This is a genomic window from Pseudomonas sp. FG1 (assembly GCF_034313875.1).
GTDB classification, from domain to species: Bacteria; Pseudomonadota; Gammaproteobacteria; order Pseudomonadales; family Pseudomonadaceae; genus Aquipseudomonas; species Aquipseudomonas veronii.
Genome location: NZ_JAVIWP010000001.1, coordinates 5884024 through 5910393, shown reverse-complemented (window position 1 = coordinate 5910393; position 26370 = coordinate 5884024). Strand labels below are relative to the sequence as shown.

Below are 26370 nucleotides of genomic sequence, written 5' to 3'. Positions count from 1 at the left end.
ATCAGCCCGCAACTGTTCTCGGCTGCCCAACCAATTGGCCAGAGCAGTTGAGGGTGTTCCAACAGATGCTGATTGATCAAATGGCAGACGCTGTCGGCCTTGGGCGGCAAACCTTCAGGGCTGTGTAGCTGTTCAAGCAAAATGCGGATCGCATTGTCATCAGCGACTTCCTGCTGTCGATCTGCGAGCAGTTGCCAGATATATGGACGTCGGCTCGATAACCACTGCGCAATGTTCTGCGATGGGAGCAATATCGGAGGGGATGTTCAAGCGCTGACATATCGCGAGGAACTCGGTGACTTCAATAACCGTAGGGAATTCGAACTCTCTTGGCTGACGCTTTGTCTGGACCACCCGTTAATCAGTATTGCAAAAATGGGGGTGACCATAGATTTTTATGTCGCTTGCGCATGCAACTATCTAGCGCCTTTTGCCCTGCGGCGCTGCCTAGGCTGGGTGTTTTCCTCATGCAGAAGAAAACCCCATGACCTCGTCCCCCGATCACGCGAGTGCTTCACCCGACACCGTTAATGCCGACGACCCGGACCTTGCCGTCCAAGTACAAACGCAGGCGATTCGCGAGCAACTGATACGGCGGATTAACGCCTACACGCACCCCAGTCGCCTGATCAATCGAATTGCGCTTGCCGACGCGCGTTGCGTCGCCGCGACACGCGCACTGGCGCGGCTGATAGGCCGTTCGCCGAAAGTCTTGACGGTCATCCGCGCCGAGCTGCGCAAAGCGTTCGAAATGGACCCGGACCACCTCTTGTTCAGCGAGCCCAAGCCGCCCGCCGCGCCGCGCAAAGTCGAGAGCCTGACCGAGCGGGCGCTGGCGTTGCTGGTTCTGCCGACGGTGCTGATCAACGTCAATCAATTCACCGCCCTGAGTGTCAAAGACGCGCCGGAACGGCACTTGCCGTATACGCCGCTGGAAGCCCTGCGCCGCGTCGTCGCGCTGCAGCTGTTCGAGCGGCTCGCCCATGCGGTGAGCGCCTACTGGGACTGCCTGGCGCAGGGCACCTGGCTCACACGCCGGGAACGCTGGGTCGAGTTGCACACGGAGCTGTTTGCGGACCGGGCCTTTTTGGCGTGGCAACTGGACGAGCTATCGCGTGCGGGATTCGCCATGGTTCAGGCCCTGATCGATGCGCCCAGCGCCGAGGCGCGCCGACGTGCGGGCGGGGCTTGGGCTACGCTGCGCGTCGGCCAGTTGCTGTGGCCGGGGGTATCGGCGGTCGCGATCCCAGGGGCACTGCATCTGTATCGCGAGGGCGACCCCAGCGATGCGCCGCATGTGGTTTACCTGCCGGGTGGGGGCCGCAACTTCTACGAGTACCCGTCCTTCGCCGCCCTGCAGGACGGCCTGCTGGCGCTGGACCGGTCGCGGTTCCACGCGCTCTGGCAGTGCCTGCCGTTAAGTCGGCGCGATAACGTGTACCGCCCCGCTGCCTTGTCTGCGACGAGCGCCTTTATGCGCGGCCTGCCGCTGATGGCCGATGCGCTGGCGCTGGGTGCCGAGGCCTTGCTGAGTGGGCAATGGAGCAACGAGTTGGCGTGTGCGGCGAAGATGAATGACGGCTACGTGTTTTCCGAAGGGCGGCCTCGACTGCCGGATGCCGCACCGTTTCTGGCCGCGGTCGAAGGGGCGAGGCAGCAATGGGTCGGCGGCGCTCGGCTTGGCGTGATCGGCGCGCAATTACTCAAGTGGGACCGGCAACGCCGAGGCGCAGAAATCATCTTCGCCAGCACGGCCTCCGGCCTGGCCCTGCACACGGCGCAGCGTCAGGTCGCACGCTACGAAGATGCGCTGCTCGCGCTGCTGGTCCCGGCTGATCCCAGCGCGGATACCCTGGCGTATCGGGTCATTGCGTCGCTGATGAGCCAAATTGACGTGCATATCCAAGCGTTGAATACGTTGATGCAAGATGCCGGGCAACGGCTGCTTGAGTTGGCTTTTTGGGCTGAACGTCCGGGGGGAGCGGGCACGCCCAGGCGCGTGTCGTTGTTTATGCAGGCCCAAACCGCGGCCCTGCGTTGCGAGGTGGAGTTGCAACACCGCCTCAAGCTGATCAGTACGGCGCATCGCGACCTGATGATCGAGGTGGTCGACCAACCGTTGGCCAGCCGTCGCCCGGGCAGTCTTGCCCAAGTGCTGTCGATCGCGGTGGGCAGCGCGCCGGACGCTTTCTACCCGCTCCATAACGTGTGGGTAGTGACCACGGCTGCGGCGCCAGAGCGCTCGTCGCGCCAACTGCCGGTGGTGCTTTACGCTTTCGGCGTGGAGGGTGGGATCAAGGCGTTTGCCGGGCTGGACGCGTTGACCCGCAGCCTCAAGGCAAGCCTGAACAGCCCAGACGACTCGGTGTTGTGGCGCTGCGTCGAGCACGATAAACGCGCCGACCTGCGCGCCCATGCCGCCGCGCAAACACTCGACGTGCGCTACGTTGAAATCAACGGCAAGCCCGCGCTGGCCGCGCTCAAGAAACTGCTGGGGAGCTACGACCGCTTACACCGCAGCAACGAGGACATCACTCGGGTGTTCAGCGAAGTGACGGATGCCGACCTGAGCCGCGCGCTGCTGATGGTCGATCTGGACGCGCAGTTGAAGATCCCGCCCAATAATGCCCTGAGCCAGGCGCTGGCCAATATTGAGCTGCTGCGCACGGCGGCGTCTGAGGCGAAAACCCTGCCCGCCTGGCTCGCGCACGCACCACGGGCCCAGCGTCAACACTTCAAGCGCTTGCTGCGCTTGTACCTGGGCAACGCGTTGGCCTTCAAAAGCCGGCTGGAGCAATGCCTGCCTGATCTGAACACCTTTGCCCGGCGCGCCTTGATCGCCCGTTTGCGCGAGGACGGTTTTTTTCCGCAGTTGGATATCGACCAAGCGTTGATCGAGATGCCCGATGATGTCCACGGCGCTTTCTGTGGCTGGACCAGTGGCTGCGCCGTGGGCGATCGCCGCATCGTGCTGACCCCGACCGCGACGCGCACCTCCTTCAGCTTGCTGCAACTGGCGCTGCATAACCTGGACCCGCTGGCACCCTGGACGCAGTGGCGATTCGATCATGCGCGTTATCTGCAACCCGAGTGGAAGCAGCGCCTCAATGCGGCTTACTTGATCGGGCTGGTGTCTTCGCTGGACATCGGTGGCCGCTACGATGCCCTGATCCACCAAGTTTATTATCCCCGTCGTGAAACCGACCGTGTGCTCAGCAACGGACGTATCCCTGGGTTATTGAATCGCGCCTTGCAAGCGGGCGCTGCATATCACCTGTTCGATGCGGTGCAACGGGGGCTGACGGCAACGGCACAAAGCCTGTTCAAGACGGCGATGGCGGCACGCACGCCGCAGGACCTGTCGAGCAGTCAGCACCCGCTGCAGTTGTATGTGGTCCATCTGGTCGGCCACACCCTGCAGCATGATCGCTATGTCGCAGGGATCGTCGCGGTACATGACCCGCGTACCGACCTGTGCGTGGTTTACTGGCCCGATGCGCCGCCGGCCCTGGTCCTGACCGAGTACGGCAGCTTGCAACAGGCCCATGCTGCATTGAACCGCATCGGTGCGTTAGCGGATAACGTCAAGACACTGGCGCGGCAGGTCGCGCCGGGCTGGGCATTCGAGGCGCTCCCCCAGCCACCGGAGGGGGTCGATGCGCGCGCCCAGGCCGCCAAAACGCTGAAAGCCATACCGGCGTTTTTCATGATGAAGGGCATCTGGCGGGGGATCGACTTCGTGCGCTCATTCGGCATCAAGCACCTGGAACCTGCGGTGGTGCTCGAGGAGATCGAAGCCCAGACCCTTGAACAGATCGCCAGTGCTCCGCAGGACTGGCTCGCGCTTGTGGCCGTGCCCCACTGCAACGCCCAGGCATTGCTCTACCACGCCAGCGTGCAGGAGCTGCAACGTCGCACTCAAGCGGCCAGTCATTCCGGCAAGGCGTTGGAGCACTATCGGAACCAGCGCCTGAATGAGCAGGGTGATACCCGCGCACGGGCGCTGGTGGGGTTTTTTCGCCGTTGTACGGGACGTTCAATGACTTCCATGAGCTGCTGCTGGTGTCACGGCGTTATCACCGTTTCGGCGACCCCCGGGACGCGGTCGATGTGGGTTTCATGAGCGCCTTTATGGTGATCGACGTGTTGCTGAACTTTGTCCCCGGCCCCAGGAAAGTCGGACGTGTCGGCGCAGGTGTCGCGCGGCCGGCGCTGAGGGCCGTGCTGGGGCGGCTACATCGTTTACGGATGGCGACGGATGCCGGGGTTTCCCGCGTGGCAACGCCGCCCGTGACTCGGCTCAAGGCCTTGGAACGCTTCAAAATCAACGGCGTGCCTGAGGGCGCCGTTGCGCTGAAAGGGCCGGACACGGCAGGCGTGCAGGTGAAACACGGTGAGCTCTTTGTGGCGGACGACACCCACACTTACCCCCTTTACCGACGTGGAGACGAACCGGCGTTCCGCCTGAAGAACCCGCAGACACCGGGGCAGGACGAACTGATTTTGCACATCCACCAGTCCAAGGAATGGTTACTCGGCGCGGATGCACCGCAACCGGTCGCGGGCACCAGTTCCGGGGTGCTCAACCCATGGCGTCCACCCGTGACGCCGCCACCGGACTGGCGCCCACCGACGGTGCGCGCCGCTACGGAAAGCCGCATTTATCGCTCGTCTGCGCCGAACACCGAGTGGTTCGCCTGGCGCGCGCGCGTGCCCACGGGCCAAGTGCCTGGCTCCTCGGCGTTCGGCACGTTTCATGTGCATATGGACCCGCCGGGGTTTCCCTACGATGTCATCTATATCGGCGCCCAGTACGACCGCCCGACGGCATCGGGGGTGGGCTATTACCGGGTGCTGGCGCCGGGGGACAGTGCGCCCTGGAGCGGCCTTGCATTCATTACCAAGGATGAACCGCTGGTGTCACTGGCCCGGGCGGACCTTGAGCGTTGGACAGACACTGCGCTGGAGGAACAGCCCATCCCGGTATCACGCACCCAGGCGGGCGAGTGGCAGCTCCATGCGCCGTTGTTCGACACGCCGTTGGAACGATCTGTCGCCACGGCGTTCCCGAACCTTACTACCCATAGCCGCAGCATGGCCGTCGCCCGGCTGGTCGAACTGGCCGATACTTCTCGCTCGGCGACGGCCAGCCACCTGCTCAATGTGCGTGCAGCGCTGGACAATTGGTTGACCCCCACCGCCAACCGGCTGGGCCAGACCGATGATTTGCTGAGAATGCTGCGGCCCACCGAAAGCAGCGGCCGATCGATCTATATCGGCTTCGACGGCAAGGCACCGGGCTTCACTCGCGTCGACTTCAACGTCGCCGGCCTGGACCCGACCCTGCGCACCGGCGGCCGCGCGCGTGCGCCGCAGCGGGAGATTGCACAGCGCGCAGCCGTCAAGCGCGTGCTCGAACAGCAGGGCTTCGACGTGCAGGAACTGCAGGTCATGCGCGGCAAAAAGCCCAGCCATGAATTGCTCGTGACACATTCGCGCTGCGGTTCAAACAAACTGTACTACGTGTCGTTGCATTGGCTTGGGCGCGGCTCTGTACCGTTGGAAAACCGCCTGACAGACCATTGGTTCAATGCCGCGATCATCAGACACCCGACCTCGCTGGCGTTGGCTGCGGTCAAGAGTGCGCTGCGGGAAAACCGTCTGGTTCGGATCGCCGCCGGCATTCAGTGGCAGTCGACGGGGTCGGTCCGCCCCAGCGTGTATTTTGTCAAAGTGACCCCGCTCAGACATTGAGCAGCGAGACCGCGCCAGCCGCCCCGAACAGCCCGGCACTGGTGCGGTTGAACCAGCTCTGGCCGTTGCCGCTGCGCAGATAGCGTGCCGCGCCGTGGGCGCCAAGGCCGTAGGCGAGCTTGCACAACAGGTCGAGCACGGACCAGGTGGCGATCATCACCAGCAGTTGCGGCAGAAACGGCTGCTGGCTGCTGAGGAATTGCGGCAGGAAGGCGGCGAAGAACAGGATGTCCTTGGGGTTGCTGGCGCCCAGTACAAACGCACGGCCAAACAAGGCGCGAAAACGCGGCGTGGCGACGGCCAGGGGCACCACTGCGCCGTGGGCCGGTTGGCGCGATTGCTGCCAGCTCTGCCAGGCGAGGTAAAACAGGTAGAGCGCGCCGACTATCTTCAAGGCGCTGAACAATTGTTCCGACGCGAGCAACAGCGCACCCAGGCCGAGTGCCGAGGCACTCAACAGGCAGATCGAGGCGAACACGCCGCCGAGGAACGCCGGGTACGAACGGCGCAGGCCGTAGTTCAAGCTGTTGCTGATCATCAGCAACGACAGGGGACCGGGGATCAGGATCACCACCAGCGCGGCGCCGCTGAACAGCAGCCAGGTTTCCAGGTTCATTCACAGTGCTCCTTTCACGCAAAAGCCTCACCCAACGGTGAGGCGGTTTCTTCGGGGGTTGCCGACCTAGAGGAAGATGAATTTCGCGATAAAGATCGCGCACAGCACCCACAGGCTGACGGAAATTTCGCGGTACTTGCCGCTGCCGGCCTTGAGCGCCACGTAAGTGATAAAGCCCAGGGCGATCCCGTCGGCGACCGAGAAGGTCAGCGGCATCATGATCGCGGTGACGATCGCCGGAATGCTGTCGGTGGCGTCGTCCCAATTGATATGGGCCATGCTCGCCATCATCAGCATCGCCACATAAATCAGCGCGCCGGCGGTGGCATACGCAGGAATCATGCCCGCCAGCGGCGCGAAAAACATCGCCGCCACAAACAGCACGCCCACGGTCACGGCGGTCAGCCCGGTACGGCCGCCGGCGGCGACACCGGCGGCACTTTCCACATAGCTGGTCACCGGCGGCACGCCGACCATGGCGCCGAACACGCTGGAGGCGCTGTCGGCCTTCAACGCACGGGACAGGTTGTGGATCTTGCCGTCGGGGTTGACCAGCCCGGCCCGTTGCGCGACGCCCATCAGGGTGCCAGCGGTGTCGAACATGTGTACAAACAGAAAGGCGAACACCACGCTGATCATGCTCACATTGAATACACCCATCACGTCCATGGCTAACCAGGTCGGTGCCAGGCTCGGCGGGGTGGAGAGGATGCCGTTGTAATGCACCAGCCCGAGGCCCCAGCCGGCGAGGGTCACGGCGATGATGCTGATGAGAATCGCGCCGAACACCCGGTGGTAGCTGAGGATGGCAATCAGTAGAAAGCAGATGGCCGCCAGCAACGGTGCCGGCTCGTGCAGCGAACCGAGCTTGATCAGGGTGGCCGGGCTGTCGACGATGATGCCAGCGGTTTTCAGGCCGATTACCCCGAGGAATAAGCCGACACCGGCGCCCATCGCATGGCGCAGGCTCACCGGAATGCTGTTGAGCAGCCATTCGCGGATGCGCGACAGCGTCAGCACCATGAACAACACGCCGGAGATAAACACCGCGCCGAGGGCCGTCTCCCAGGTGTAGCCCATGGTCCCGACCACGGTGTAGGTGAAGAACGCGTTCAAGCCCATGCCCGGCGCCAGACCCACCGGCCAGTTGGCATACAGGCCCATCAACAGGCACCCCAGCGCAGCAGCGATGCACGTGGCGACAAAGGCGGCGCCGTGATCGATACCGGCATCGGCCATGATGTTCGGGTTGACGAAGATGATGTAGGCCATGGTGATAAACGTCGTGAGGCCGGCGATCAACTCGGTCTTCACTGTGGTGCCATGCACGCGCAGTTTGAACAGGCGTTCGAGCCAACCGCTGTCGGCGGCGGAGAGGTTCGGCGCGGCGAGGTCCAGCGGGGCTTCGGATTTGCGGCTATCCACAGCAAGTACTCCTCAAGCATTTTATTGTTATGGTCAGCGCGCAGGCGCTGTGAGTTACTGGCGGGTTTGTTGACTGATAGGTCAGGAACTCGCACGAAGCGAATTATGCTTTTGTATACAAAAAAAGCAAATAATGTTTTCGATTGTCTGCGCAAAAAAGGATGAAAGGCTAATTCACCGCACTCAACGCCTGATTGACCGCCAGCCAGCCGTTCACCGCGGCTTCCCCCGCTTCATTGAAGGCGCGCTGCAACAACTTCACCTGTTCGCGGCGCAAGGACTGCTCGAAACGCAGACCTTCGGCGCTCAATTCCAGCAGGCGTTTGCGCTTGTCGGTCTCCGACGCGACGCTTTGCACCAGGTGCATTTCCTGCAATTGGCGCAGCGGCATGTTCAGCGCCTGCTTGCTCACGCCGAGCAATTCCAGCAGTTCCTTCACGCTCAGGCCGGGGTAGCGCGCGATAAAAAATACGATGCGCTGATGCACCCGGCTCAGGCCACGGCGCTCCAGCATTTCGTCGGCCTTGGCGGTGAACGCCTGGTAGCCGAAGAAGAACGCTTCCATGGCGGTTTGCTGGCTGGTCTGGTTTTTAAGGTCAAGCATATTGACGTATCCACGCAAGTCGTCGTAATTTCGGTCAACCAGTTTGACGTATTTCCCACAGGCTTTGCTACCGGTGACCCTATGGCCTTCTCAGAACGTGTTACGCGCCTCAAAAGCTCCTTGATCCGTGAAATCCTCGCGGCGGCCCAGCGCCCGGAAATGATGTCGTTCGCCGGTGGGCTGCCGGCCGAAGCGATGTTGCCTGCGTTGAACTGGGACGACATGCCGGTGAACATCGGCCAATACGGTATGAGCGAAGGCGAGCCGCAGCTGCGTGAATTGCTCGCCGCCGAGGCGCGTGCATTGGGTGTGCCGTGCCAGGCCAGCCAGGTGTTGGTGGTCAGCGGTTCCCAGCAGGCCCTGGACCTGGCGGCCAAGCTGTATATCGACAAGGGCACGAACATCCTCCTGGAAGGCCCGACCTACCTGGCGGCCTTGCAGATTTTCCAACTGTTCGGCGCCGAGTGCCTCACCGTACAACTGGAAGCCGACGGCCCGGACCTGGCCGCGTTGCGCTCACGTCTCGAACGCTACCGCCCGGCGTTCATCTACCTGATCCCGACGTTCCAGAACCCGTCGGCCGTGCGTTACAGCGAGGCCAAGCGCGAAGCCGTCGCGGCGCTGCTCGATGAGTTCGGCGTGACCCTGATCGAAGACGAACCGTACCGCGAACTGACCTTCGACGGCGGCAGCGCGCAGCCCATCGCCGGCCGCCTGAAAAAGGCCAGTTGGATCTACACCGGCACCGTGTCGAAAACCTTGTTGCCCGGCCTGCGCGTCGGTTACCTGATCGCCAGCCCCGACCTGTTCCCGCACTTGCTCAAGCTCAAGCAGTCGGCCGACCTGCACACTAACCGCGTCGGCCAGTGGCAGGCGATGCAGTGGCTCGGCAGCGAAAAATATCAACAGCATCTGGTCGAGCTGCGCGGTTTCTATCGCGCGCGCCGGGATGCTTTTCAGGCGGCGCTCGAGCGGCATTTCGGCGAATTGGCCGACTGGCAAGTGCCCCAGGGCGGATTATTCTTCTGGTTGACCTTGAAACAGCCGCTCGACACCCGCACCTTGTTGGCTCCTGCGCTCGATCAGAACGTCGCGTTCATGCCCGGTGAACCGTTCTTTTCCGAGCCGGACCAGCACCTTGGCTCACTGCGGCTCAATTTCAGCCATATCGACCCGTCCCGTCTGGACGAAGGTCTCAAGCGCCTGGCCGCGGTGGTCCGTCAAGCACAGCACGCGCGAGCGGCATAAGGGGAGCCCCATGTACAAGGTTTATGGCGATTACAAGTCGGGCAACTGCTACAAGGTCAAATTGATGCTCAACCTGTTGGGCATCCCGTATCAATGGGTGGATGTCGACATCCTCAAGGGCGACACCCAGACCGCCGAATTCCTGGCCAAGAACCCCAACGGCAAGATCCCGGTGCTGGAGCTCGAAGACGGCACCTGCCTGTGGGAATCCAATGCGATCCTCAACTTCCTCGCCGATGGCAGCGAGTTTCTGCCGACCGAACCGCGCTTGCGCACCCAAGTGTTGCAGTGGCAGTTCTTCGAGCAGTACAGCCACGAGCCGTACATTGCGGTGGCGCGCTTTATCCAACTGTACTTGGGGATGCCAGAGGATCGCCTCGACGAATACAAAACCACCCACAAGGGCGGTTACAAGGCGTTGAAGGTCATGGAGCGCCAACTGCAAAGCACGCCGTACCTGGTGGGCGAGCAGTATTCGATTGCGGATATTGCGCTATATGCCTACACCCACGTGGCGCATGAGGGCGGTTTTGACTTGACGCCTTACCCGGCGCTGCAGGCATGGCTGAAGCGTGTGGCCAGCCATCCCAGACATGTGGCGATGCTCGACTGACTCACTCGGTCAATTGTGGGAGCGGGCAAGCCCCTCCCGCATTTAGCTCAGTGGTGTGTCGGATAATTTTTCATGCAGCAAGTCGAAACAGCGCTGCGCCGCCGGGCTCAGCGCCATCGCGTTGCGACTGATCAACCCGATCTCGCGGTTCACGCCGGGATGATCGATGCTGATGCGCTTCAACCCCTCCAGGCTGTCCGCCGCCGACTCCGGCAGCACACTGATCCCCAAGCCCTGACGCACCAGCGCCAACACCGTCGACATGTAGTTGGCCTCCATCCCCGCGTTCATCGTCAGGCGTGTCTCATCAAATAGCGCTTCGACGTGTTCGCGCACACTGCTGTCGCGCCCGGTCAGGATGATCGGCTGATCCGCCAGTTGCTTCAGGGTCAGCGCTGGATAGCGGGCGAGGGGATGATCCTGCGGTACGAACGCGCACAGCCGATCATTCAATACCGGCACGAACGCCAGCCCGTGGTTCAGCCGTGCGCGCACGCCGATGCCGAAGTCCACCTCGCCCGAGCGCACCTGGGCATGAATGCGATGGGCCACCAGGTCATGCAGGCGCACTTCGATCCCGCCGAAGCGTTCGCGAAACAGGCGCAGCGCGGGCGGCAGGGCGCCGGCGCACACCGAGGGCAGGGCGGCGATGGTCACCACGCCACGACGTAACGCCGCGAGGTCGCGGGAGCCGGTGACGATGTTGTCCAGGTCCAGCAGCAGCTTTTCCATCGGCCCGCGCGCTTCCTGGCCGGCGGCCGTGATGCTGACATGCCGCGGGCTGCGGTCGAGCAGGGCGACGCCGAGCCAGTCCTCGAGTTGCTGAACCTGCACGGTGAGCGCGGACGGCGACAGATGCAGTTCGTTGGCTGCCTTGGTAAAGCTGCCGGTGCGCGCGACAGCGAGGAAGGCTTGGATGTGTTGGATAGAGTTCTTCATTTTGTTTTTCCGAACGCTAGCTGGTGAATATTCCAATTTACAAAGACTAACGCGTTTCCAATACTCCAGGGAAAACAATAACCGGCCACCAAGGCCGCTCTGGAGTAACCCATGCTCGCTACCCTGGGTGTCATTACCATCCTTTGCTTGCTCGCTGCCGTCATGAGCAAACGCCTCTCGCCCCTGGTGGCGCTGATCGCCTTGCCGATCATCGCTGCGCTGCTCGGCGGGTTCGGCCTGCAAACCAGTGCCTTCATCATTACCGGGATCAAGAACGTTGCCCCGGTGGTGGGCATGTTTGTGTTCGCGATTCTGTTTTTCGGGATCATGACCGATGCCGGCATGCTTGACCCGATCATTGATCGCATCCTGCGCACGGTAGGGACGCGTCCTACACGAATTGTCGTTGGCACCGCGACCCTCGCCTTGCTGGTCCACCTGGACGGTTCCGGCGCGGTGACGTTTCTGGTGACGGTGCCGGCGATGCTGCCGCTGTATACGCGGCTGGGCATCGACAAACGCATCCTCGCCTGCGTCTGCGCGATGGCTGCCGGGGTCAACTTCCTGCCGTGGACCGGCCCGGTGCTGCGCTCGTCGGCGGCGTTGCATGTGCCGGTGGCGGATCTGTTCCAGCCGCTGATCCCGGTGCAGATCGTCGGCCTGATCTTTGTCTTCGCCTGCGCCTGGTGGCTCGGCCATCGTGAAGAAAAACGCCTTGGCCTGGGCGCCGGTTCGACGGTGGATGCCGTGCCGCAACGGGTGCTCAGCGACGACGACATCAAGCTGCGACGCCCGCGGCTGTTCTGGGTCAACCTGATGCTCACCGTGCTGGTGATGGTGGTGATGATCGCCGGCTGGGTCGACCCGGTGGTGATGTTCATGCTCGGCACCGTGGTCGCACTGTGCATCAACTACCCGGATGTCGACGCCCAGCGCGCACGCATCGACGCCCATGCCAAGACCGCCCTGACCATGGCCAGTATCCTGCTCGCCGCCGGCGTGTTCACCGGCATCATGCAAGGCACCGGCATGCTCAAGGCGATTGCCGAAGTGGCGGTGGCGCAGATTCCGGCCGGCCACGGCAAGTTGATCCCGGCAGTGGTGGGCTTTATTTCCATGCCGCTGAGCATGTTGTTCGACCCCGATTCCTACTATTTCGGCGTGATGCCGGTGATCGCCGAAGTCGGCAAGGCCCTGGGCGTCGACCCGCTGCAAGTGGCCCAGGCGTCGTTGCTGGGTGTACACACCACCGGTTTCCCGGTCAGCCCGCTGACCCCCGCGACCTTCCTGTTGGTGGGGCTGTGCAAGATCGAGCTGGCCGATCACCAGCGCTTCACTATTCCGTTTCTGTTCGCCGCGTCGGTGTTGATGACCCTGACCGCGTTGCTCCTGGGAGTATTTTGAGATGAAAACCTTGCGCATCGGTTCCGGCGCCGGCTATTCCGGCGACCGCATCGAACCTGCCGTGGAACTGGCCGAACAGGGCGACCTCGATTACCTGGTCTTCGAATGCCTGGCCGAACGCACCATCGCCTTGGCGCAACAGGCACGCATCAGCGATCCGCAGGGCGGGTATGACCCGTTGCTGAGTGAGCGCATGCGCCGGGTGCTGCCCTTTGTCGGTGAGCAGGCAGGTCGTCGGCGCTTGCGCGTGATCACCAATATGGGCGCGGCCAACCCGGTGTCGGCGGCCATTGAAGTGCGGCGCATTGCCAATGAGCTGGGCCTGAGCCTCAAGGTCGTGGCGGTGGTGGGCGATGATGTGCTCGACGTGTTGCGCCCCGAGCAGGTGTTGGATAACGGCCAGACCCTTGGCTCGCTGGGTGCGCGGCTGATTTCCGCGAACGCCTACCTGGGCGTCGACGGCATTCTGCAGGCGTTGCGCGCCGAGGCCGATGTGGTGATCACCGGGCGCGTGGCCGACCCGTCGCTATTTCTGGCGCCGCAGATGTTTGCGTTCGGCTGGGCGGCTGACGATTGGTTGCGCCTGGGGCGTGGCACGCTGGTCGGGCATTTGCTCGAATGCGCGGGGCAGGTCAGCGGCGGCTATTTCGCCGATCCCGGGTTCAAGGACGTAGACGACCTGGCGCGCCTCGGCTTCCCCCTGGCCGAGATCGATGCCGAGGGCTACGCCGTGATCACCAAAGTGAGCGGGTCGGGCGGGCGCGTCAGCCGCGCTACGTGTACTGAACAATTGATCTACGAAGTACACGACCCGGCGGCCTATCTGACGCCGGACGTGACGGCCGACTTTTCCCAGGTGAGCTTTGTCGAGGAAAGCGTCGACCGGGTACGCGCCCAGGGCGCTGCGGGACGGGCGCGGCCGGAACGGTTGAAAGTCAGCGTGGGTTACCTGGACGGTTGGATCGGCGAGGGGCAGATGTCCTACGGCGGGCCGGGAGCCGTCGCACGCGCCCAACTGGCGCGGGAGGTGGTGCTCAAGCGCCTGGAACTGATGGGGGTGAAGATGCAGGACGTGCGCGCCGAGTTGATCGGCATGGACTCGCTGCACGGCCCGCGCAGCCGCGTCGAGCCGTGGGAAGTGCGCCTGCGCGTCGCTGCGCGTTGTGAGGAACGCAGCGAAGCGGTGCGGGTCGGCAATGAAGTGGAAACCCTCTACACCAACGGCCCGTCCGGCGGCGGCGGTGCCAGCAAGAGCGTGCGTCAGGTGGTGGCGGTAGCCTCGTTGTTGTTGCCGCGTGACGCCGTCAACCCGAGGATCGAAGCATGAAGCTGCATACCCTGGCCCATTCCCGCACCGGGGATAAGGGCGACACCTCGAACATTTCGATCATTGCCTATCGCCCTGAGGATTATCCGCTGCTCTGCGAACAGCTCACGGCCGCGCGCGTGGCGGCATTCTTCGCCGGGCTGTTGGAGCCGGGGGCGGCGCCGGTGCGACGCTATGAATTGCCCAACGTGCAGGCGCTGAACTTCGTGTTGCCGGGGATCTTGCGCGGCGGCGTGACCCGTTCGCTGGCGCTGGACGCCCATGGCAAGTGCCTGGGCTCCGCATTACTGGACATGGAAATCCCCGCTCTGTAGGAGCGAGCCAGCTCGCGAAAATCGTCAACGATAACGAGGGGAACCTGACACCCAGCGGCGTCCTCAGGTTTTTCGCGAGCAAGCTCGCTCCTACAGAGGAGAGGGCGTTTGTCAGGCGGCGGCGAAGCGCTTGTCCAGGTAATCGATGATCACCTTGGAGTCATACATCCAGGTGGTCTGGCCATTCTCTTCGATGCGCAGGCACGGCACTTTGATCTTGCCGCCTTGCTCCAGCAGGGTCTGGCGATCCTGTTCGTTGTTCTTCGCATCCTTCAACGCTACCGGCACATTCAGGCGATGCAGGGTGCGACGGGTCTTCACGCAGAACGGGCAGGCGTGGAACTGATACAGGGTCAGTTCCTTGGCGGCCGCGTTGACCTGCGCTTGCTGCTCGGCGGGGCGCTGCTTTTTGCGTGGACGGGTAATGTAGTCGCCCGCGATGATGACGTGGCCGAGGCCCACTCGAAGTGCTTTGACGAACATGGCTGAAACCTCTTGCCCAGAACAGAGGGCCGCATCTTACTTGATTTGTGGGGGCGAAAAAAAACCGGCGATGAACGCCGGCTTTTTCCTACCCGACCGGTTATTTGATCAGGCTGAGGAATTCGCTGCGGGTCGCCGCGTTTTCGCGGAACTCACCCAGCATCACCGAGGTGATCATCGACGAATTCTGTTTCTCCACACCGCGCATCATCATGCACATGTGCTTGGCTTCGATCACCACGGCCACGCCCAGGGCGCCGGTCACTTGCATCACGGCATCGGCGATCTGGCGGCTGAGGTTTTCCTGGATCTGCAGGCGGCGCGCATACATGTCGACAATCCGCGCGACCTTCGACAGGCCCAGCACTTTGCCGCTCGGGATATACGCGACGTGGGCCTTGCCGATAAACGGCAGCAGGTGGTGTTCGCACAACGAGTACAACTCGATGTCCTTGACCAGCACCATTTCGCTGTTGTCGGAGCTGAACAAGGCACCGTTGGTGACTTCTTCCAGTGTCTGTTCATAGCCGCGGCAAAGGTACTGCATCGCCTTGGCGGCACGCTTTGGCGTGTCGAGCAGGCCCTCGCGGGTAACGTCCTCGCCGAGTTGGCCGAGGATCGCGGTGTAATTCTGTTCCAGGGACATGAAACTACCTGTGGGATTTTCGCAAAGCGCAAGGGTACGGTGGCCGACCCATCGCTGCAAGCCTGACGATGGCACGGGTTACTCGTCGCGCCCTTCCAGCATGGTGCGCTTGAGCATCACATACACCGCGCCGGCGCCACCGTGGCGGGGCTGGCAGGAGGTAAAGCCGAGTACTTGGGCATGCTGGCGCAGCCAGGTGTTGACGTGGCTCTTGATCATCGGCCGCTTGCCATCCAGGCGCACGGCCTTGCCGTGGGTGACGCGCACGCAGCGGATCTCGAACCGGGTGGCTTCGGCGAGGAAGGCCCAGAGGGTTTCCCGGGCTTTTTCCACGCTCATGCCGTGCAGGTCGAGGCTGCCTTCGAAGGGGATCTGGCCGGTCTTGAGCTTGCGTATCTGGCTTTCCTGCACGCCGTCGCGGGCCCACATCAGCTCGTCTTCGGGGCCGACGTCAATCACGAACTGGTCCGACAGACCGTCCACGGTGGTGGCGTCAGTGCGTACAGTCGCGGCCTGGCGCAGCTTGGCGATCTGCGCTCGGTCACTCTTGGGTTTGCCGGTGTCGGCGCGGTCGTGCTTGATCGGCTTGACGCCGCGCAGCTCGTTTTTGAACAGGGAAAAATCGTCGTCTTGCATGTCAGCCTCCGCGAGGGGCGGGCAGTTTACCTAAATCGCGGCGGCCGGGGCGCAGGAAACGCTATCCAAGCGCCATCAGTCGTGCTTTTTCATCAGGTGCGAGGCGATGTTCAGCGACAACGGCTGGCGCATCCGCCGCCGGCTGCGGCGCCATAACCACACGCCGAACCACAGCACCAGCAGGCCGCCCACCAACAGCATCGCCGAGCCACCGGGGCTGGCATTCAGTTCGCCCAGCGCCGGGGAATGCCCCGACAAGCCCGCGCCACCGGCGACCGCCAGCAGCACACCTATGATCGCCAGCAGCGCGGCAATGCCGGCTACCAGGCGCAGACGCCAGTTGCTCGGGCCCTTGGGGCGCAAGCGACGAGCATCAAAACCATCGGATATCTTCATTCCGACCTTTCCTCCAGGGTATCGGCCCTTCGACCGGAAGATACACAGGTTGTTCCGGCGCCAGAGGTAATTGCAGCAAATGACAGGCATTTGCAGATGAGCGGGGCCTCGAATCGGCCGCACCGCTCATTTCGGGGCAATCAGATCAGGTCTTTGGTCAAGGCGAGGGTGGCGAAGTTGTCGGCCATGATGGCCATTTCGGTTTGTTGCACATGCTCGGCACTCAGGACACCGCCCTTGTAAGGCAGGTCGCGGGTGGCGCAGGCGTCTTCCACCAGGGTGCAGCGAAAGCCCAGGTTCTTGGCGGCGCGCACGGTGGTGCTGACGCTGGAGTGGCTCATGAAGCCGCAGACGATCAGGTCCAGGGAGCCGAGGTCCTGCAGGTGTTTTTCCAGGCCGGTGCCGTGGAACGCGCTGGGCAGCAGTTTACCGATGATGGTTTCGTTGCCCATTGGCTCCAGGCCGGGAATGAATTCGCCGCGCTCGCCTTGTGGGTCAAACAGGCCGCCGACGGTGCCCAGGTGGCGCACATGCACGATCGGGCGACCGGCGTTGCGCGCCGCAGCGACCAGTTGCTTGATATTGCCCACCGCCGCATCCATGCCCGCGAGGGCGAGTGGACCGCTGAGGTATTCCTTCTGGGCGTCGATGATCACGAGGGTCGCATGGCTGAGATTGGCCGCTGCATAACCTCGACCGCTGATTTGAAACATCGTCTTTGGAACGGACATTCTGGGGGCTCCTGTGAGGGGGGCTTTTGCGCCATTGTCCACTGGCTGAGCGGTTCTGTGAATCGCTTCCATCGTAAGCTACGCCGTTGCTGGCGTGCAGCCGTGTCAAGCGGTGCGGTTGTTTGACGCAATGATGGCAAATTGGATGAAATCCGACATACGGTTGAGGCTCTTCGCACGTCGTCGCTACAGACGAAGGCTGTTAGAATCGCCAGTCGTTTTTTCCAGGAGTCTGCCCCCGTGATCACTTCCCGCCTGCGCACCTTGCGCGACCATATCCGTTGGGCTGTCAGCCGTTTCCATGGGGAAGAGCTGTTTTTCGGGCACGGTACCGACAACGCCTGGGACGACGCCCGGCAATTGGTGCTCGGCGCCTTGCATCTGCCCTGGGAAATTGCCGACAGCTACCTGGATTGCAACCTGGAAGAAGAGGAAGTTTCCCACTTGCAACGGCTGCTGCACCGTCGCATTCATGAGCGGGTGCCGACAGCCTACTTGATTGGCGAAGCCTGGTTCTGTGGCATGTCGTTTATCGTCGACGAGCGCGTGCTGATCCCGCGTTCACCGATCAGCGAACTTATCGAAAACCGCTTCGAACCCTGGCTGGCCCAGCCGCCGGCACGCATTCTCGACCTGTGTACCGGCTCCGGTTGCATCGGCATCGCCTGTGCCTACGAGTTCCAGGACGCCGAAGTGGTGTTGGGTGACGTGTCGTTCGAAGCGTTGGAAGTGGCCAATCAGAACATTGAGCGCCATGGCGTCGACGAGCGTGTGTATACCGTACAGGGCGACGGTTTTGACGGGCTGCCGGGCCAGCGTTTCGACTTGATCGTGTCGAACCCGCCGTATGTGGACGCTGAAGACTTCGCCGACATGCCGGACGAGTACCAGCACGAACCGGAACTGGGCCTGGCTTGCGGCGACGATGGCTTGAACCTGGTCCGGCGGATGCTCGCCGAAGCGGCGGACCACCTGACCGAGAAGGGCTTGTTGATCGTCGAAGTGGGTAACAGCCAAGTGCATGTCGAGGCGCTGTACCCGGAAGTCGACTTCGCCTGGCTGGAGTTCCAGCGCGGCGGGCACGGTGTGTTCATGCTCACGGCCGAGCAGTGCCGCAACCATCAGGCGGTATTCGCCGCCCGGGTTTAATCGACCGCTCTGACGTGCGGGAGGGGGCTTGCGCCCGATGAGGGCGTGTCAGTCACTGAATGCATTGACTGATGCACCGCTATCGGGAGCAAGCCCGCTCCCACATCACCGATGGGTGGCAATCCAGATCAACAACCCCGCCTGAAACACGGTAAACGCCACCAGACAGGTGATGGTGAAGCGTAGCCCGCTGTCCTCACGCTTGAACTTGGTGACCTTTTCCTCTTCCTTGCGCAGCTTCACTTCCTGCTCCGTCAGGTTCTGCTCGGCCTGTTGCAGCATTTGCGCGGCTTCGAGGATTTCCACGAACTGCACTTTCTCGGTGTTCCAGCTATCGAGCACGTCGCTGACCTTGCCGGGCTGCACGTTGCCCTTCAGATGCTGCACGTCGGCGTAGGCCACATCAAAGCCCTGGATACGCAGGAAGTGATCGCGGCGCAGGCGTGTGGCTTCGTTGAGGGCGTCCTTGTTGGCCAGGTCCACCCCGTCGACGCGGTAGTGCGACCACTTCTTCTTCGCCCACGCGGCGCCCTGGGCCACCAGGAAACGGCCGATGCCACGGTTGGCCGGTTCGATTTCCAGGCTGTTGCCCGGGCCGAAATGCACACGGTGTTTAGCGTGATCGACCCAGATATCCAGGTGATTCTGCTCGCGGCGCACCCGTTGGCCCGGCAACTGGATGACCATGCGCAACAGGCTGTGATGGTGGTCGTGGCGTTCGACATAGCCAAATTGCACAAACCGCAAGGGGCGTACCCCGGTGGAGCGGTCGGTGGGCAGGGGCGCCAGGCGCAGCATTTTGAAATGTTCGGCCTGTACGTCCGCCCACGGCAGGGGCGCCGCGTCGACGACCTCGGTGTGTTCCGCCGGGGTGTCGGCGGTAGGTTCTGGTGTTGCTTCGGTGTTAGTCATGCGGCGCGATCCTGTCCTAGCCCAGCCAGTCGACAGGCTTTTTGCTGTCGACTTTCGGCTTATCGGCCGTTTTTCCCAGTACTGGAGGCAATTAGTCGGTTAACGGGGCTGAAGTCCGTCGATAAAGCCAACCAGGCAGGTTTCCAGCTCGGCGGCGAGGGGCAATCGCGGGTCGTTGTAGGACGCCAACTGTTGCTTCACCTCCTTGGGCACGATACGCATCACATGGTTCATGCCTTCGATCACCGTCAGCTCGGCATCGGGCTTGGCGTTCTTCAATTGCCGCGCATCGCCCACACCCACCTGGATATCGTTGGTGCCCTGGATGATCAGCGCGGGCATGCGCAGTCTGGCAAAGGCGGCCGACGGGTCGGCGCGAAACAGGCTGATCAGATACGGTTGCACACTGGGTCGGAAAATCCCTTCAAGCGGGCCAGGCACATCGGTATCCACTTGGCCGGCCTTGAGGTGATCGAGGATTTCATTGCTGCGCAACTGCAGGGCCGGGGGCAGGTGACCGGCCAGTTGCTGGCGGATCACCTGGTCGACCGGGCGGGCGCTGCCCGACAGGGAAATCACCCCGGCCGGGTCGAGTTGCGGTGCCGCCAGGGCTGCCACCAGCGCGCCTTCGCTATGGCCCAGGACGATCAGCGGGCCCATGCGCTTGTCGGCCTTGAGCAGCTTGCCCCAGGCCACGGCGTCGGCCACGTAGGCGTCGAGGGTCAGGTCGCGTTCGTCGGGCGTGGCGGCCAGGCTGGCCGCCACGCCGCGCTTGTCGTAGCGCACGCTGGCGATGTTATGCCGGGCCAGCACCCACGCCAGGCGCTTGAGGCTGTCGTTGCGCGCGCCGTCGGCACTGTTGCCGTTGCGGTCGGTCGGGCCGGAGCCGGCAATGATCAGCACCACCGGCACCGGTTTGTCGGACTGCGGCAGCAGCAGCGAGCCGAACAGCTCGCCGCTGCCGGTGTCGAGGCTGATGGGCCGTTGCAACACCACGGAGGACGCGGCATGGGCTACGGCAGTGAACAGGGTGAGGGTAAACAGCAAAACTCGAAGCATCATCGGGCCATTATTCAGGAGGTGCCGGTTCGACCAACGTCTACCGGTAAGGTTTCGAGGATGAACTAGTCGGTTGGCCCGCGTATACTGGTGCGCTTGGTTATCACCGCTGAGTGATTACAACTGATTTCACGGAGCGCCCTGCATGTCCGGCAATACCTTCGGCAAGCTGTTCACTGTCACCACCGCGGGCGAAAGCCATGGCCCGGCGTTGGTCGCCATTGTCGACGGCTGCCCGCCCGGCCTCGAGCTGTCCCTGGAAGACCTGCAACGTGACCTCGACCGCCGCAAGCCCGGCACCAGCCGCCACACCACCCAGCGCCAGGAACCCGATGAAGTCGAGATCCTCTCCGGTGTGTTCGAAGGCCGCACCACCGGCTGCGCCATCGGCCTGTTGATCCGCAACACCGACCAGAAGTCCAAGGACTACTCGGCGATCAAGGACCTGTTCCGCCCGGCCCACGCCGACTACACCTACCACCACAAATACGGCGAGCGCGACTACCGTGGCGGCGGCCGCAGCTCGGCCCGCGAAACCGCGATGCGCGTGGCTGCCGGTGCCATCGCCAAGAAATACCTGGCGACCCAGGGCATCGTCGTCCGTGGCTACATGAGCCAGCTGGGCCCGATCGAAATCCCGTTCAAGACTTGGGACAGCGTCGACGACAACGCCTTTTTCAGCCCGGACCCGGACAAAGTGCCGGACCTGGAAGCCTATATGGACCAGTTGCGCCGCGACCAGGATTCGGTCGGGGCGAAAATCACCGTGGTCGCCGAGGGCGTGAAACCGGGTCTCGGCGAGCCGATCTTCGACCGTCTGGACGCTGAACTGGCCCACGCGCTGATGAGCATCAACGCCGTCAAAGGCGTGGAAATCGGCGCCGGGTTCGCCTGCGTGTCCCAGCGCGGCACCGAGCACCGCGACGAACTGACCCCGCAGGGTTTCCTCAGCAACAATGCCGGCGGCATCCTCGGCGGTATTTCCTCCGGCCAGCCGATCGTTGCGCACCTGGCGCTCAAGGCCACGTCGAGCATCACCACCCCGGGCCGTTCGATCGATGTACACGGCAACCCGGTGGACGTGATCACCAAGGGCCGTCACGACCCGTGCGTCGGCATCCGCGCCACGCCGATCGCCGAAGCGATGATGGCGATCGTGTTGATGGACCACCTGCTGCGCAACCGTGGGCAAAACGCCGATGTGCGCGTGAGTACTCCGGTACTGGGCCAGTTGTGACGGTGTGTGGCGCGCGAGCTTGCTCGCGCCTTGCCGCAAAGCGGCCTCTTGCATGACTCCAGCACTTCCGTACTGGCGACTCTCCAGCTTCTACCTCTTCTACTTCGCCCTGCTGGGGGCCACGGCGCCGTTCCTGGCGCTGTACTTCGATCACCTGGGGTTCTCCAGCGCGCGTATCGGCGAACTGGTGGCCATCCCCATGCTGATGCGCTGCGTGGCCCCCAATCTGTGGGGCTGGCTGGGCGACTATACCGGCCGGCGCCTGGCCATCGTGCGTGTGGGCGCACTGTGTACGCTGGTGAGTTTTGCGTTGATTTTCGTCAGCAAGACCTATGCCTGGCTGGCCCTGGTCATGGCCCTGCATGCGTTTTTCTGGCATGCGGTGCTGCCGCAGTTTGAAGTGATCACCCTGGCCCATCTGCATAAGCAGACCTCGCGCTATAGCCAGATCCGCCTGTGGGGCTCCATCGGCTTCATCCTCACGGTGGTGATCATGGGCCGCCTGTTCGACTGGCTGAGCCTGGATATCTACCCGGTGGTGGTCGTGGTGATCATGGCCGGGATCATCGGTGCCAGCCTGTGGGTGCCGAATGCGCAGCCGGCGAACCACGGCCCCCGCCTGGCGGGCGAGGGCTTCCTCAAGCAGTTGCGCAGCCCCGGCGTCCTGGCGTTTTACGCCTGCGTGGCGTTGATGCAAATGAGCCATGGCCCGTATTACACCTTTCTCACCCTGCACCTGGAACACTTGGGCTACAGCCGTGGCGTGATCGGCATGCTGTGGGCCCTCGGGGTGGTGGCGGAAGTGTTGATGTTCCTGGGCATGAGCCGCATCCTCACGCGTTTCTCGGTGCGCCGGGTGCTGCTGGCGAGTTTCCTGTTGGCGGCGCTGCGCTGGTTGTTGCTGGGCGCGTTCGCGGAATTTTTCTGGGTGCTGCTGCTGGCGCAGGTGATGCACGCGGCGACCTTCGGCAGTTTTCATGCGGCGGCGATTGCCTTTGTGCAGCGCAGCTTCGGCGCCCGCCAGCAAGGTCAGGGCCAGGCGTTATACGCGGCCTTGGCCGGCACCGGCGGCGCGCTTGGCGCGCTGTACGCCGGTTACAGCTGGAACCTGTTGGGGCCGGCCCTGACCTTCAGTATCGCCAGCGTCGCGGCCCTGGCCGCCGCCCTTATCATCGGTTTTCGATTGCACGAGCAGAACCAAGGAACCGTCCTATGAGTTATGTAGCCGTTTACCACGTCGCCACACCGGATACACCGAACAAAGTCCTGACCCACTTCGACGATATCGCGTCGACCCTGGCCGAGCATGGCGTGCGATTCGAGCGCTGGCAGCCCGCCGTTATTGAAAAAGGCGCGGACGACGCCACCATGATCGCGGCGTACCAGCCACGCATCGACGCCCTCGGCTACGCCTGCGTCGAGGTGCTGCATGCCCCCGGCGATCCTGCGCAGAAGGCGGCATTGCGCGATCAGTTCCTTGCCGAACGGCGTTACAGCGAAGATGAAGCGCGCTTTTTCATCGCCGGCCAAGGCCTGTTTGCCTTGCACATTGGTGACTATGTGTACGGCGTGCGCTGTGAAAAAAATGACCTGCTGCTGATCCCGGCCGGCATGCCCCATTGGTTCGATATGGGCGAGCACCCACATTTTGTGACGCTGCGCCTGTCCCATGCGGCAGGCGGCGGGGTGCCTGAATTCAGCGGGGACGATATCGCCGCTGGTTTCCCTGGGTTGGATGACTAGGCTTAATCGACTTGAATCTTCAACCCCGACGAGTTGGAAGTTGTTGTGGGAAGAAGCTTATTTATCTGTAAGGCCTGGCTGTTTATCGCCGGCCTTACGCTTTGACGCGCTCCATTATGTAACTCTCTCCGGTCTTAATGTTTGTATCGCCTGTCAATAGGAGGAATCCGAAAGGCGATAAGCATCAGCCAACAATAAGGAGAGAAAGCGATGAGTGATCCAGAGGCGTCAGGTGCGCCGTTGAGCGTGCCCACCGATGTCAGAAAACGCTTGGCCTTGTCCGGCAAGCCCCTGACTCCGACCGAATTGGAGATCTTGCGCTGGGCCTCCGAAGGCAAGACCATCTGGGAAATCAGCCGGATTCGTGAAACGTCCCAAGCCGCAGTGAAATTCCACCTGCGTAACATCTATGGCAAGTTGCAAGTCAGCAATCGTGTACAAGCGATGAATGAAGCCGCCCGATTGGGCCTTTCCTGAACCCATGAAAAAGGGCCGCGACGCTGGATGGCGTCGCGGCCCTTTTTTGTGTGTCTTAGGCCGAATGGTAAGTCGGCAGGGCAAAGCGGTTCTGGCTCTGCAGCATGGAAATCTGCGGCAGTTCGCTGGCTTGTTCGGCCAGGTCGCGGCGAATGGCGCTGATCACCCAGGTGAGCTGATCGGCCGTGTGCAGTTGCTGGTAGGAGATCGAGCGCTTGACCTGCTTGCCTTCGCTGTTGCGCAGGGTCAGCAGGATACCGCCGTCCGGGCGTGGCTGAGTGGTGACGTCGTATTGGGAGAATACTGAGGCGAATTTATCTTGGATCAGGCTCATGTCTATCAGCTCCGTTGGCTCAAGTTGGCAAGCATGGAGTGATAGGTGCAGTGATTGTGCCATCTCGCGTTTTTATATAAAGTCTTTAAAAATCAATAACTTGTAAAAAGTCAGGATTTTTGATTTCGTGCAAATTGCATGAATGGCCATCATGCATCCTGCATTTTGCGCTACTCGATCCGGCCGGGCGGGCGCCTCGTCACTGATAGGGACTGCCGATGTGTCGCAAAATTCCCTGTGGGGCGGTTGCGGCTTCGGGATACAAAACATTTCAAATCCCGCGTGTACAGTCGAAGAACCGCTGGCGTATTTTCCCCTGAGCATTTGGCTTCCTGCCTGCAAAAAATGCCGGAGTTTCTGGCCCCGACGAAGAATAAGAAAAAGGACGTTCCTCCATGCGCCATCCGCAAAACGACATGATTACCTGGAGCATGCTGCTGCGTAAGGTGCCCGCCATCGTCCGCGCCTTGCCACGGGTGGTCCGCGGCATGCGTGCCGCGAATGTCACCGACCCCGCGCAGCCCTGTGGCCTGGGCTGGCATTTCGAGCAAGCCACTCTGCGCAACCCTGACGGCGCGGCGTTGTTGTACGGCGACAGCGTGCTCAGTTACCGCGATGCCAACCAGCGTGCGAACCGCATCGCCCACCACCTGCAGAGCCAGGGCATCCGCAAAGGCGATGTGGTGGCGCTGTTTATTGAAAATCGCCCCGAATTGCTGCTCAACGTGCTGGCCGTGGCCAAGCTGGGCGGCATCTGCGCCATGCTCAATACCTCGCAAACCCAGGCGGCGCTGGTACACAGCCTGAATCTGGTCAACCCGGTGGCGATTGTGGTGGGGGCGGAGTTGGTGGAGGCCTACACAGCGGTGCGCGATCAAGTGGTGATCGCGGCCGATCGCACCTGGTTTGTCGCGGATCAACCCAGCAGCGCGGTGCCTGCCGGCTATGTCGACCTGATGGCGGCCAGCGCCGAGTGCGCGCTGGACAACCCGGCCAGTTCCCGGCAGATCTTTTTCAACGACCCGTGCTTCTATATCTATACCTCCGGCACCACGGGCTTGCCCAAGGCCGGCATCATGAAACATGGCCGCTGGACCAAAACCGCGGTCAGCTTCGCCAGCATCGCCCTCGACATGGGCCCCGCCGACGTCATGTATTGCACCTTGCCGCTGTACCACGCCACCGGCCTTTGCGTGTGCTGGGGCTCGGCGATCGTCGGCGCGTCGGGGTTCGCGATTCGCCGCAAATTCAGCGCCAGCCAGTTCTGGGGCGATGTGCGCAAGTTCAACGCGACCACCCTGGGTTATGTCGGTGAGCTGTGCCGTTACCTGCTCGACCAGCCGGCCAGCGCCCAGGACCGTGACAACCGGGTGATCAAGATGGTCGGCAATGGCCTGCGGCCCGGTGTATGGGCGCAGTTCAAGCAACGCTTTGGCGTCGAGCATATCTGTGAGCTGTATGCCGCGAGTGACGGCAATATCGGCTTCACCAATGTGTTGAATTTCGACAACACCATCGGCTTCTGCCTGCAGCGCTGGGCGCTGGTGGACTACGCCCACGACAACGGTGAGCCGCTGCGTGGCGCCGATGGTTTCATGCGCAAGGTGCAAACGGGCGGGCAGGGCCTGTTGCTGGCGAGGATCGATGAAAAGGCCCCGTTCGACGGTTACACCGACCCGGAAAAGAACCGCAAGGTGGTGCTGACCGATGTGTTCGAAAAGGGCGACCGCTACTTCAATACCGGCGATCTGCTGCGCAGCATCGGTTTCGGCCATGCGCAATTTGTCGATCGCCTGGGCGACACCTATCGCTGGAAAGGCGAAAACGTTTCCACCACCGAGGTCGAGAACATCCTGCTGCAACACCCGCAGATCGCCGAAGTGGTGGCCTACGGTGTCGAGATCGAAAACACCAATGGCCGCGCCGGCATGGTCGCCATCACTCCCAGCGAATCCCTGGCCGCCCTGGATATGCGCGAGTTGCTGCAGTTCGCTCATGGCCAGTTGCCGCACTATGCGGTGCCGCTGTTCCTGCGGATCAAGATGAAGATGGAGACAACGGGCACGTTCAAATACCAGAAAGTGCGGCTCAAGGAAGAAGCGTTCGACCCGGCCAAGGCCGGCAACGACCCGGTCTACGCCTGGCTGCCCGGTTCGGATTGCTATGTGCCGGTCACCGGGCAATTGTTGGCGCAGATCCAGGGCGGACAGTTCCGCTATTGATTCTGCCTATGGTGGCTGTTGACAAAAAAACCATGACAGTGGGGAACTCCCTCGCGACACTGGGCGCCTACTCTTCAGTACCCGAAGCCGTACCCGACAAG

At 62.4% G+C, this 26370-nt stretch carries 25 protein-coding genes and 1 pseudogene; 14 read left to right on the top strand and 12 right to left on the bottom strand.

Going from position 1 to position 26370, the window contains the following annotated elements; all coding sequences use genetic code 11:
- The first annotated feature begins 484 nt into the window (after positions 1-484).
- On the top strand, positions 485-4123 hold the full coding sequence (locus RGV59_RS27160) for a dermonecrotic toxin domain-containing protein (RefSeq protein WP_322247125.1): 3639 nt from the start codon (positions 485-487) through the stop codon (positions 4121-4123).
- Positions 4120-5754, top strand: coding sequence for a hypothetical protein (locus tag RGV59_RS27155; RefSeq protein WP_322247124.1), 1635 nt, complete (start codon positions 4120-4122; stop codon positions 5752-5754). The genes RGV59_RS27160 and RGV59_RS27155 overlap by 4 nt, the downstream gene beginning before the upstream one ends.
- On the opposite strand, the gene RGV59_RS27150 is transcribed toward RGV59_RS27155, so the two are convergent.
- The 3 genes from RGV59_RS27150 to RGV59_RS27140 form a co-directional block, all read right to left on the bottom strand.
- Positions 5744-6370, bottom strand: coding sequence for a LysE family translocator (locus RGV59_RS27150; RefSeq protein WP_126586503.1), 627 nt, complete (start codon positions 6368-6370; stop codon positions 5744-5746). The two genes, RGV59_RS27155 and RGV59_RS27150, sit on opposite strands and share 11 nt — an antisense overlap.
- Positions 6371-6436: 66 nt before the next feature.
- Positions 6437-7768, bottom strand: a complete 1332-nt coding sequence (locus RGV59_RS27145) for an NCS2 family permease (protein WP_167331342.1) — start codon at positions 7766-7768, stop codon at positions 6437-6439.
- Between the two features lie 196 nt (positions 7769-7964).
- A complete protein-coding gene (locus tag RGV59_RS27140; protein WP_046382563.1) occupies positions 7965-8399 on the bottom strand; it encodes a MarR family winged helix-turn-helix transcriptional regulator in 435 nt (144 codons plus the stop codon).
- An 81-nt stretch (positions 8400-8480) separates the two neighbouring features.
- On the opposite strand from RGV59_RS27140, the gene RGV59_RS27135 reads away from it, so the two are divergent.
- A complete protein-coding gene (locus RGV59_RS27135; protein ID WP_126586505.1) occupies positions 8481-9647 on the top strand; it encodes a PLP-dependent aminotransferase family protein in 1167 nt (388 codons plus the stop codon).
- 10 nt (positions 9648-9657) lie between these two features.
- The gene (locus tag RGV59_RS27130; protein ID WP_017845833.1) at positions 9658-10260 is read left to right on the top strand and encodes a glutathione S-transferase family protein; all 603 of its coding nucleotides are present in this window, start codon (positions 9658-9660) and stop codon (positions 10258-10260) included.
- A gap of 42 nt (positions 10261-10302) precedes the next feature.
- Here RGV59_RS27130 and RGV59_RS27125 read toward each other — a convergent pair whose 3' ends face one another.
- Positions 10303-11199 (bottom strand): LysR family transcriptional regulator, encoded by an 897-nt coding sequence (locus tag RGV59_RS27125; RefSeq protein WP_102618019.1) that lies wholly within the window; start codon positions 11197-11199, stop codon positions 10303-10305.
- 111 nt (positions 11200-11310) lie between these two features.
- Between RGV59_RS27125 and RGV59_RS27120 the strand changes: the two genes are divergently transcribed.
- The 4 genes and pseudogenes from RGV59_RS27120 to RGV59_RS27105 all read left to right on the top strand — a co-directional run.
- A complete protein-coding gene (locus RGV59_RS27120; RefSeq protein WP_102618018.1) occupies positions 11311-12603 on the top strand; it encodes a CitMHS family transporter in 1293 nt (430 codons plus the stop codon).
- Between the two features lies 1 nt (position 12604).
- Positions 12605-13930: an acyclic terpene utilization AtuA family protein gene (locus RGV59_RS27115; RefSeq protein ID WP_126586507.1), complete on the top strand. Its 1326-nt coding sequence runs from the start codon at positions 12605-12607 to the stop codon at positions 13928-13930.
- Entirely contained in the window at positions 13927-14244 is a 318-nt protein-coding gene (locus tag RGV59_RS27110) for a hypothetical protein (RefSeq protein WP_046483978.1), read from the top strand. The genes RGV59_RS27115 and RGV59_RS27110 overlap by 4 nt, the downstream gene beginning before the upstream one ends.
- Positions 14214-14339 (top strand): annotated as a pseudogene (locus RGV59_RS27105) (outer membrane lipoprotein carrier protein LolA); the annotation flags it as partial. The gene RGV59_RS27110 and the pseudogene RGV59_RS27105, both read left to right, overlap by 31 nt.
- A 16-nt stretch (positions 14340-14355) precedes the next feature.
- Here RGV59_RS27105 and RGV59_RS27100 read toward each other — a convergent pair.
- From RGV59_RS27100 to RGV59_RS27080, 5 genes are all read right to left on the bottom strand, one after another.
- Positions 14356-14727 (bottom strand): glutathione S-transferase N-terminal domain-containing protein, encoded by a 372-nt coding sequence (locus RGV59_RS27100; RefSeq protein ID WP_017845838.1) that lies wholly within the window; start codon positions 14725-14727, stop codon positions 14356-14358.
- Between the two features lie 100 nt (positions 14728-14827).
- Entirely contained in the window at positions 14828-15373 is a 546-nt protein-coding gene (folE, locus tag RGV59_RS27095) for a GTP cyclohydrolase I FolE (protein ID WP_017845839.1), read from the bottom strand.
- 78 nt (positions 15374-15451) lie between these two features.
- Entirely contained in the window at positions 15452-16009 is a 558-nt protein-coding gene (locus RGV59_RS27090; RefSeq protein ID WP_017845840.1) for a Smr/MutS family protein, read from the bottom strand.
- A gap of 75 nt (positions 16010-16084) precedes the next feature.
- Positions 16085-16405: a hypothetical protein gene (locus RGV59_RS27085; protein WP_046382569.1), complete on the bottom strand. Its 321-nt coding sequence runs from the start codon at positions 16403-16405 to the stop codon at positions 16085-16087.
- Between the two features lie 140 nt (positions 16406-16545).
- Positions 16546-17136, bottom strand: coding sequence for a cysteine hydrolase family protein (locus tag RGV59_RS27080; RefSeq protein ID WP_026139885.1), 591 nt, complete (start codon positions 17134-17136; stop codon positions 16546-16548).
- 240 nt (positions 17137-17376) lie between these two features.
- Here RGV59_RS27080 and prmB point away from each other — a divergent pair, with 240 nt between their 5' ends.
- Entirely contained in the window at positions 17377-18285 is a 909-nt protein-coding gene (prmB, locus tag RGV59_RS27075) for a 50S ribosomal protein L3 N(5)-glutamine methyltransferase (protein ID WP_017845843.1), read from the top strand.
- 105 nt (positions 18286-18390) lie between these two features.
- Here the strand turns inward: prmB and RGV59_RS27070 are convergent, their stop codons facing one another.
- Positions 18391-19197, bottom strand: a complete 807-nt coding sequence (locus RGV59_RS27070; RefSeq protein ID WP_017845844.1) for a hypothetical protein — start codon at positions 19195-19197, stop codon at positions 18391-18393.
- Positions 19198-19296: 99 nt separating this feature from the next.
- Entirely contained in the window at positions 19297-20259 is a 963-nt protein-coding gene (locus RGV59_RS27065; protein ID WP_126586509.1) for an alpha/beta hydrolase, read from the bottom strand.
- Positions 20260-20401: 142 nt separating this feature from the next.
- On the opposite strand from RGV59_RS27065, the gene aroC reads away from it, so the two are divergent.
- The 4 genes from aroC (at position 20402) to RGV59_RS27045 (ending at position 23713) form a co-directional block, all read left to right on the top strand.
- The gene (gene aroC, locus RGV59_RS27060) at positions 20402-21493 is read left to right on the top strand and encodes a chorismate synthase (RefSeq protein ID WP_126586511.1); all 1092 of its coding nucleotides are present in this window, start codon (positions 20402-20404) and stop codon (positions 21491-21493) included.
- Between the two features lie 52 nt (positions 21494-21545).
- Positions 21546-22709, top strand: coding sequence for an MFS transporter (locus tag RGV59_RS27055; RefSeq protein ID WP_017845847.1), 1164 nt, complete (start codon positions 21546-21548; stop codon positions 22707-22709).
- Positions 22706-23236, top strand: coding sequence for an acireductone dioxygenase (locus RGV59_RS27050; protein WP_017845848.1), 531 nt, complete (start codon positions 22706-22708; stop codon positions 23234-23236). The genes RGV59_RS27055 and RGV59_RS27050 overlap by 4 nt, the downstream gene beginning before the upstream one ends.
- A 210-nt stretch (positions 23237-23446) precedes the next feature.
- Positions 23447-23713 carry a response regulator transcription factor gene (locus tag RGV59_RS27045; RefSeq protein ID WP_017845849.1) on the top strand — a complete coding sequence of 89 codons (267 nt, stop codon included), beginning with the start codon at positions 23447-23449 and terminating at the stop codon, positions 23711-23713.
- Between the two features lie 55 nt (positions 23714-23768).
- On the opposite strand, the gene RGV59_RS27040 is transcribed toward RGV59_RS27045, so the two are convergent.
- Complete coding sequence (locus RGV59_RS27040) at positions 23769-24047, bottom strand: DUF3509 domain-containing protein (RefSeq protein ID WP_016970113.1); 279 nt, start codon at positions 24045-24047, stop codon at positions 23769-23771.
- Positions 24048-24442: 395 nt separating this feature from the next.
- Here RGV59_RS27040 and RGV59_RS27035 point away from each other — a divergent pair, with 395 nt between their 5' ends.
- The gene (locus tag RGV59_RS27035; RefSeq protein ID WP_126586513.1) at positions 24443-26269 is read left to right on the top strand and encodes a long-chain-acyl-CoA synthetase; all 1827 of its coding nucleotides are present in this window, start codon (positions 24443-24445) and stop codon (positions 26267-26269) included.
- Positions 26270-26370 lie beyond the last annotated feature (101 nt).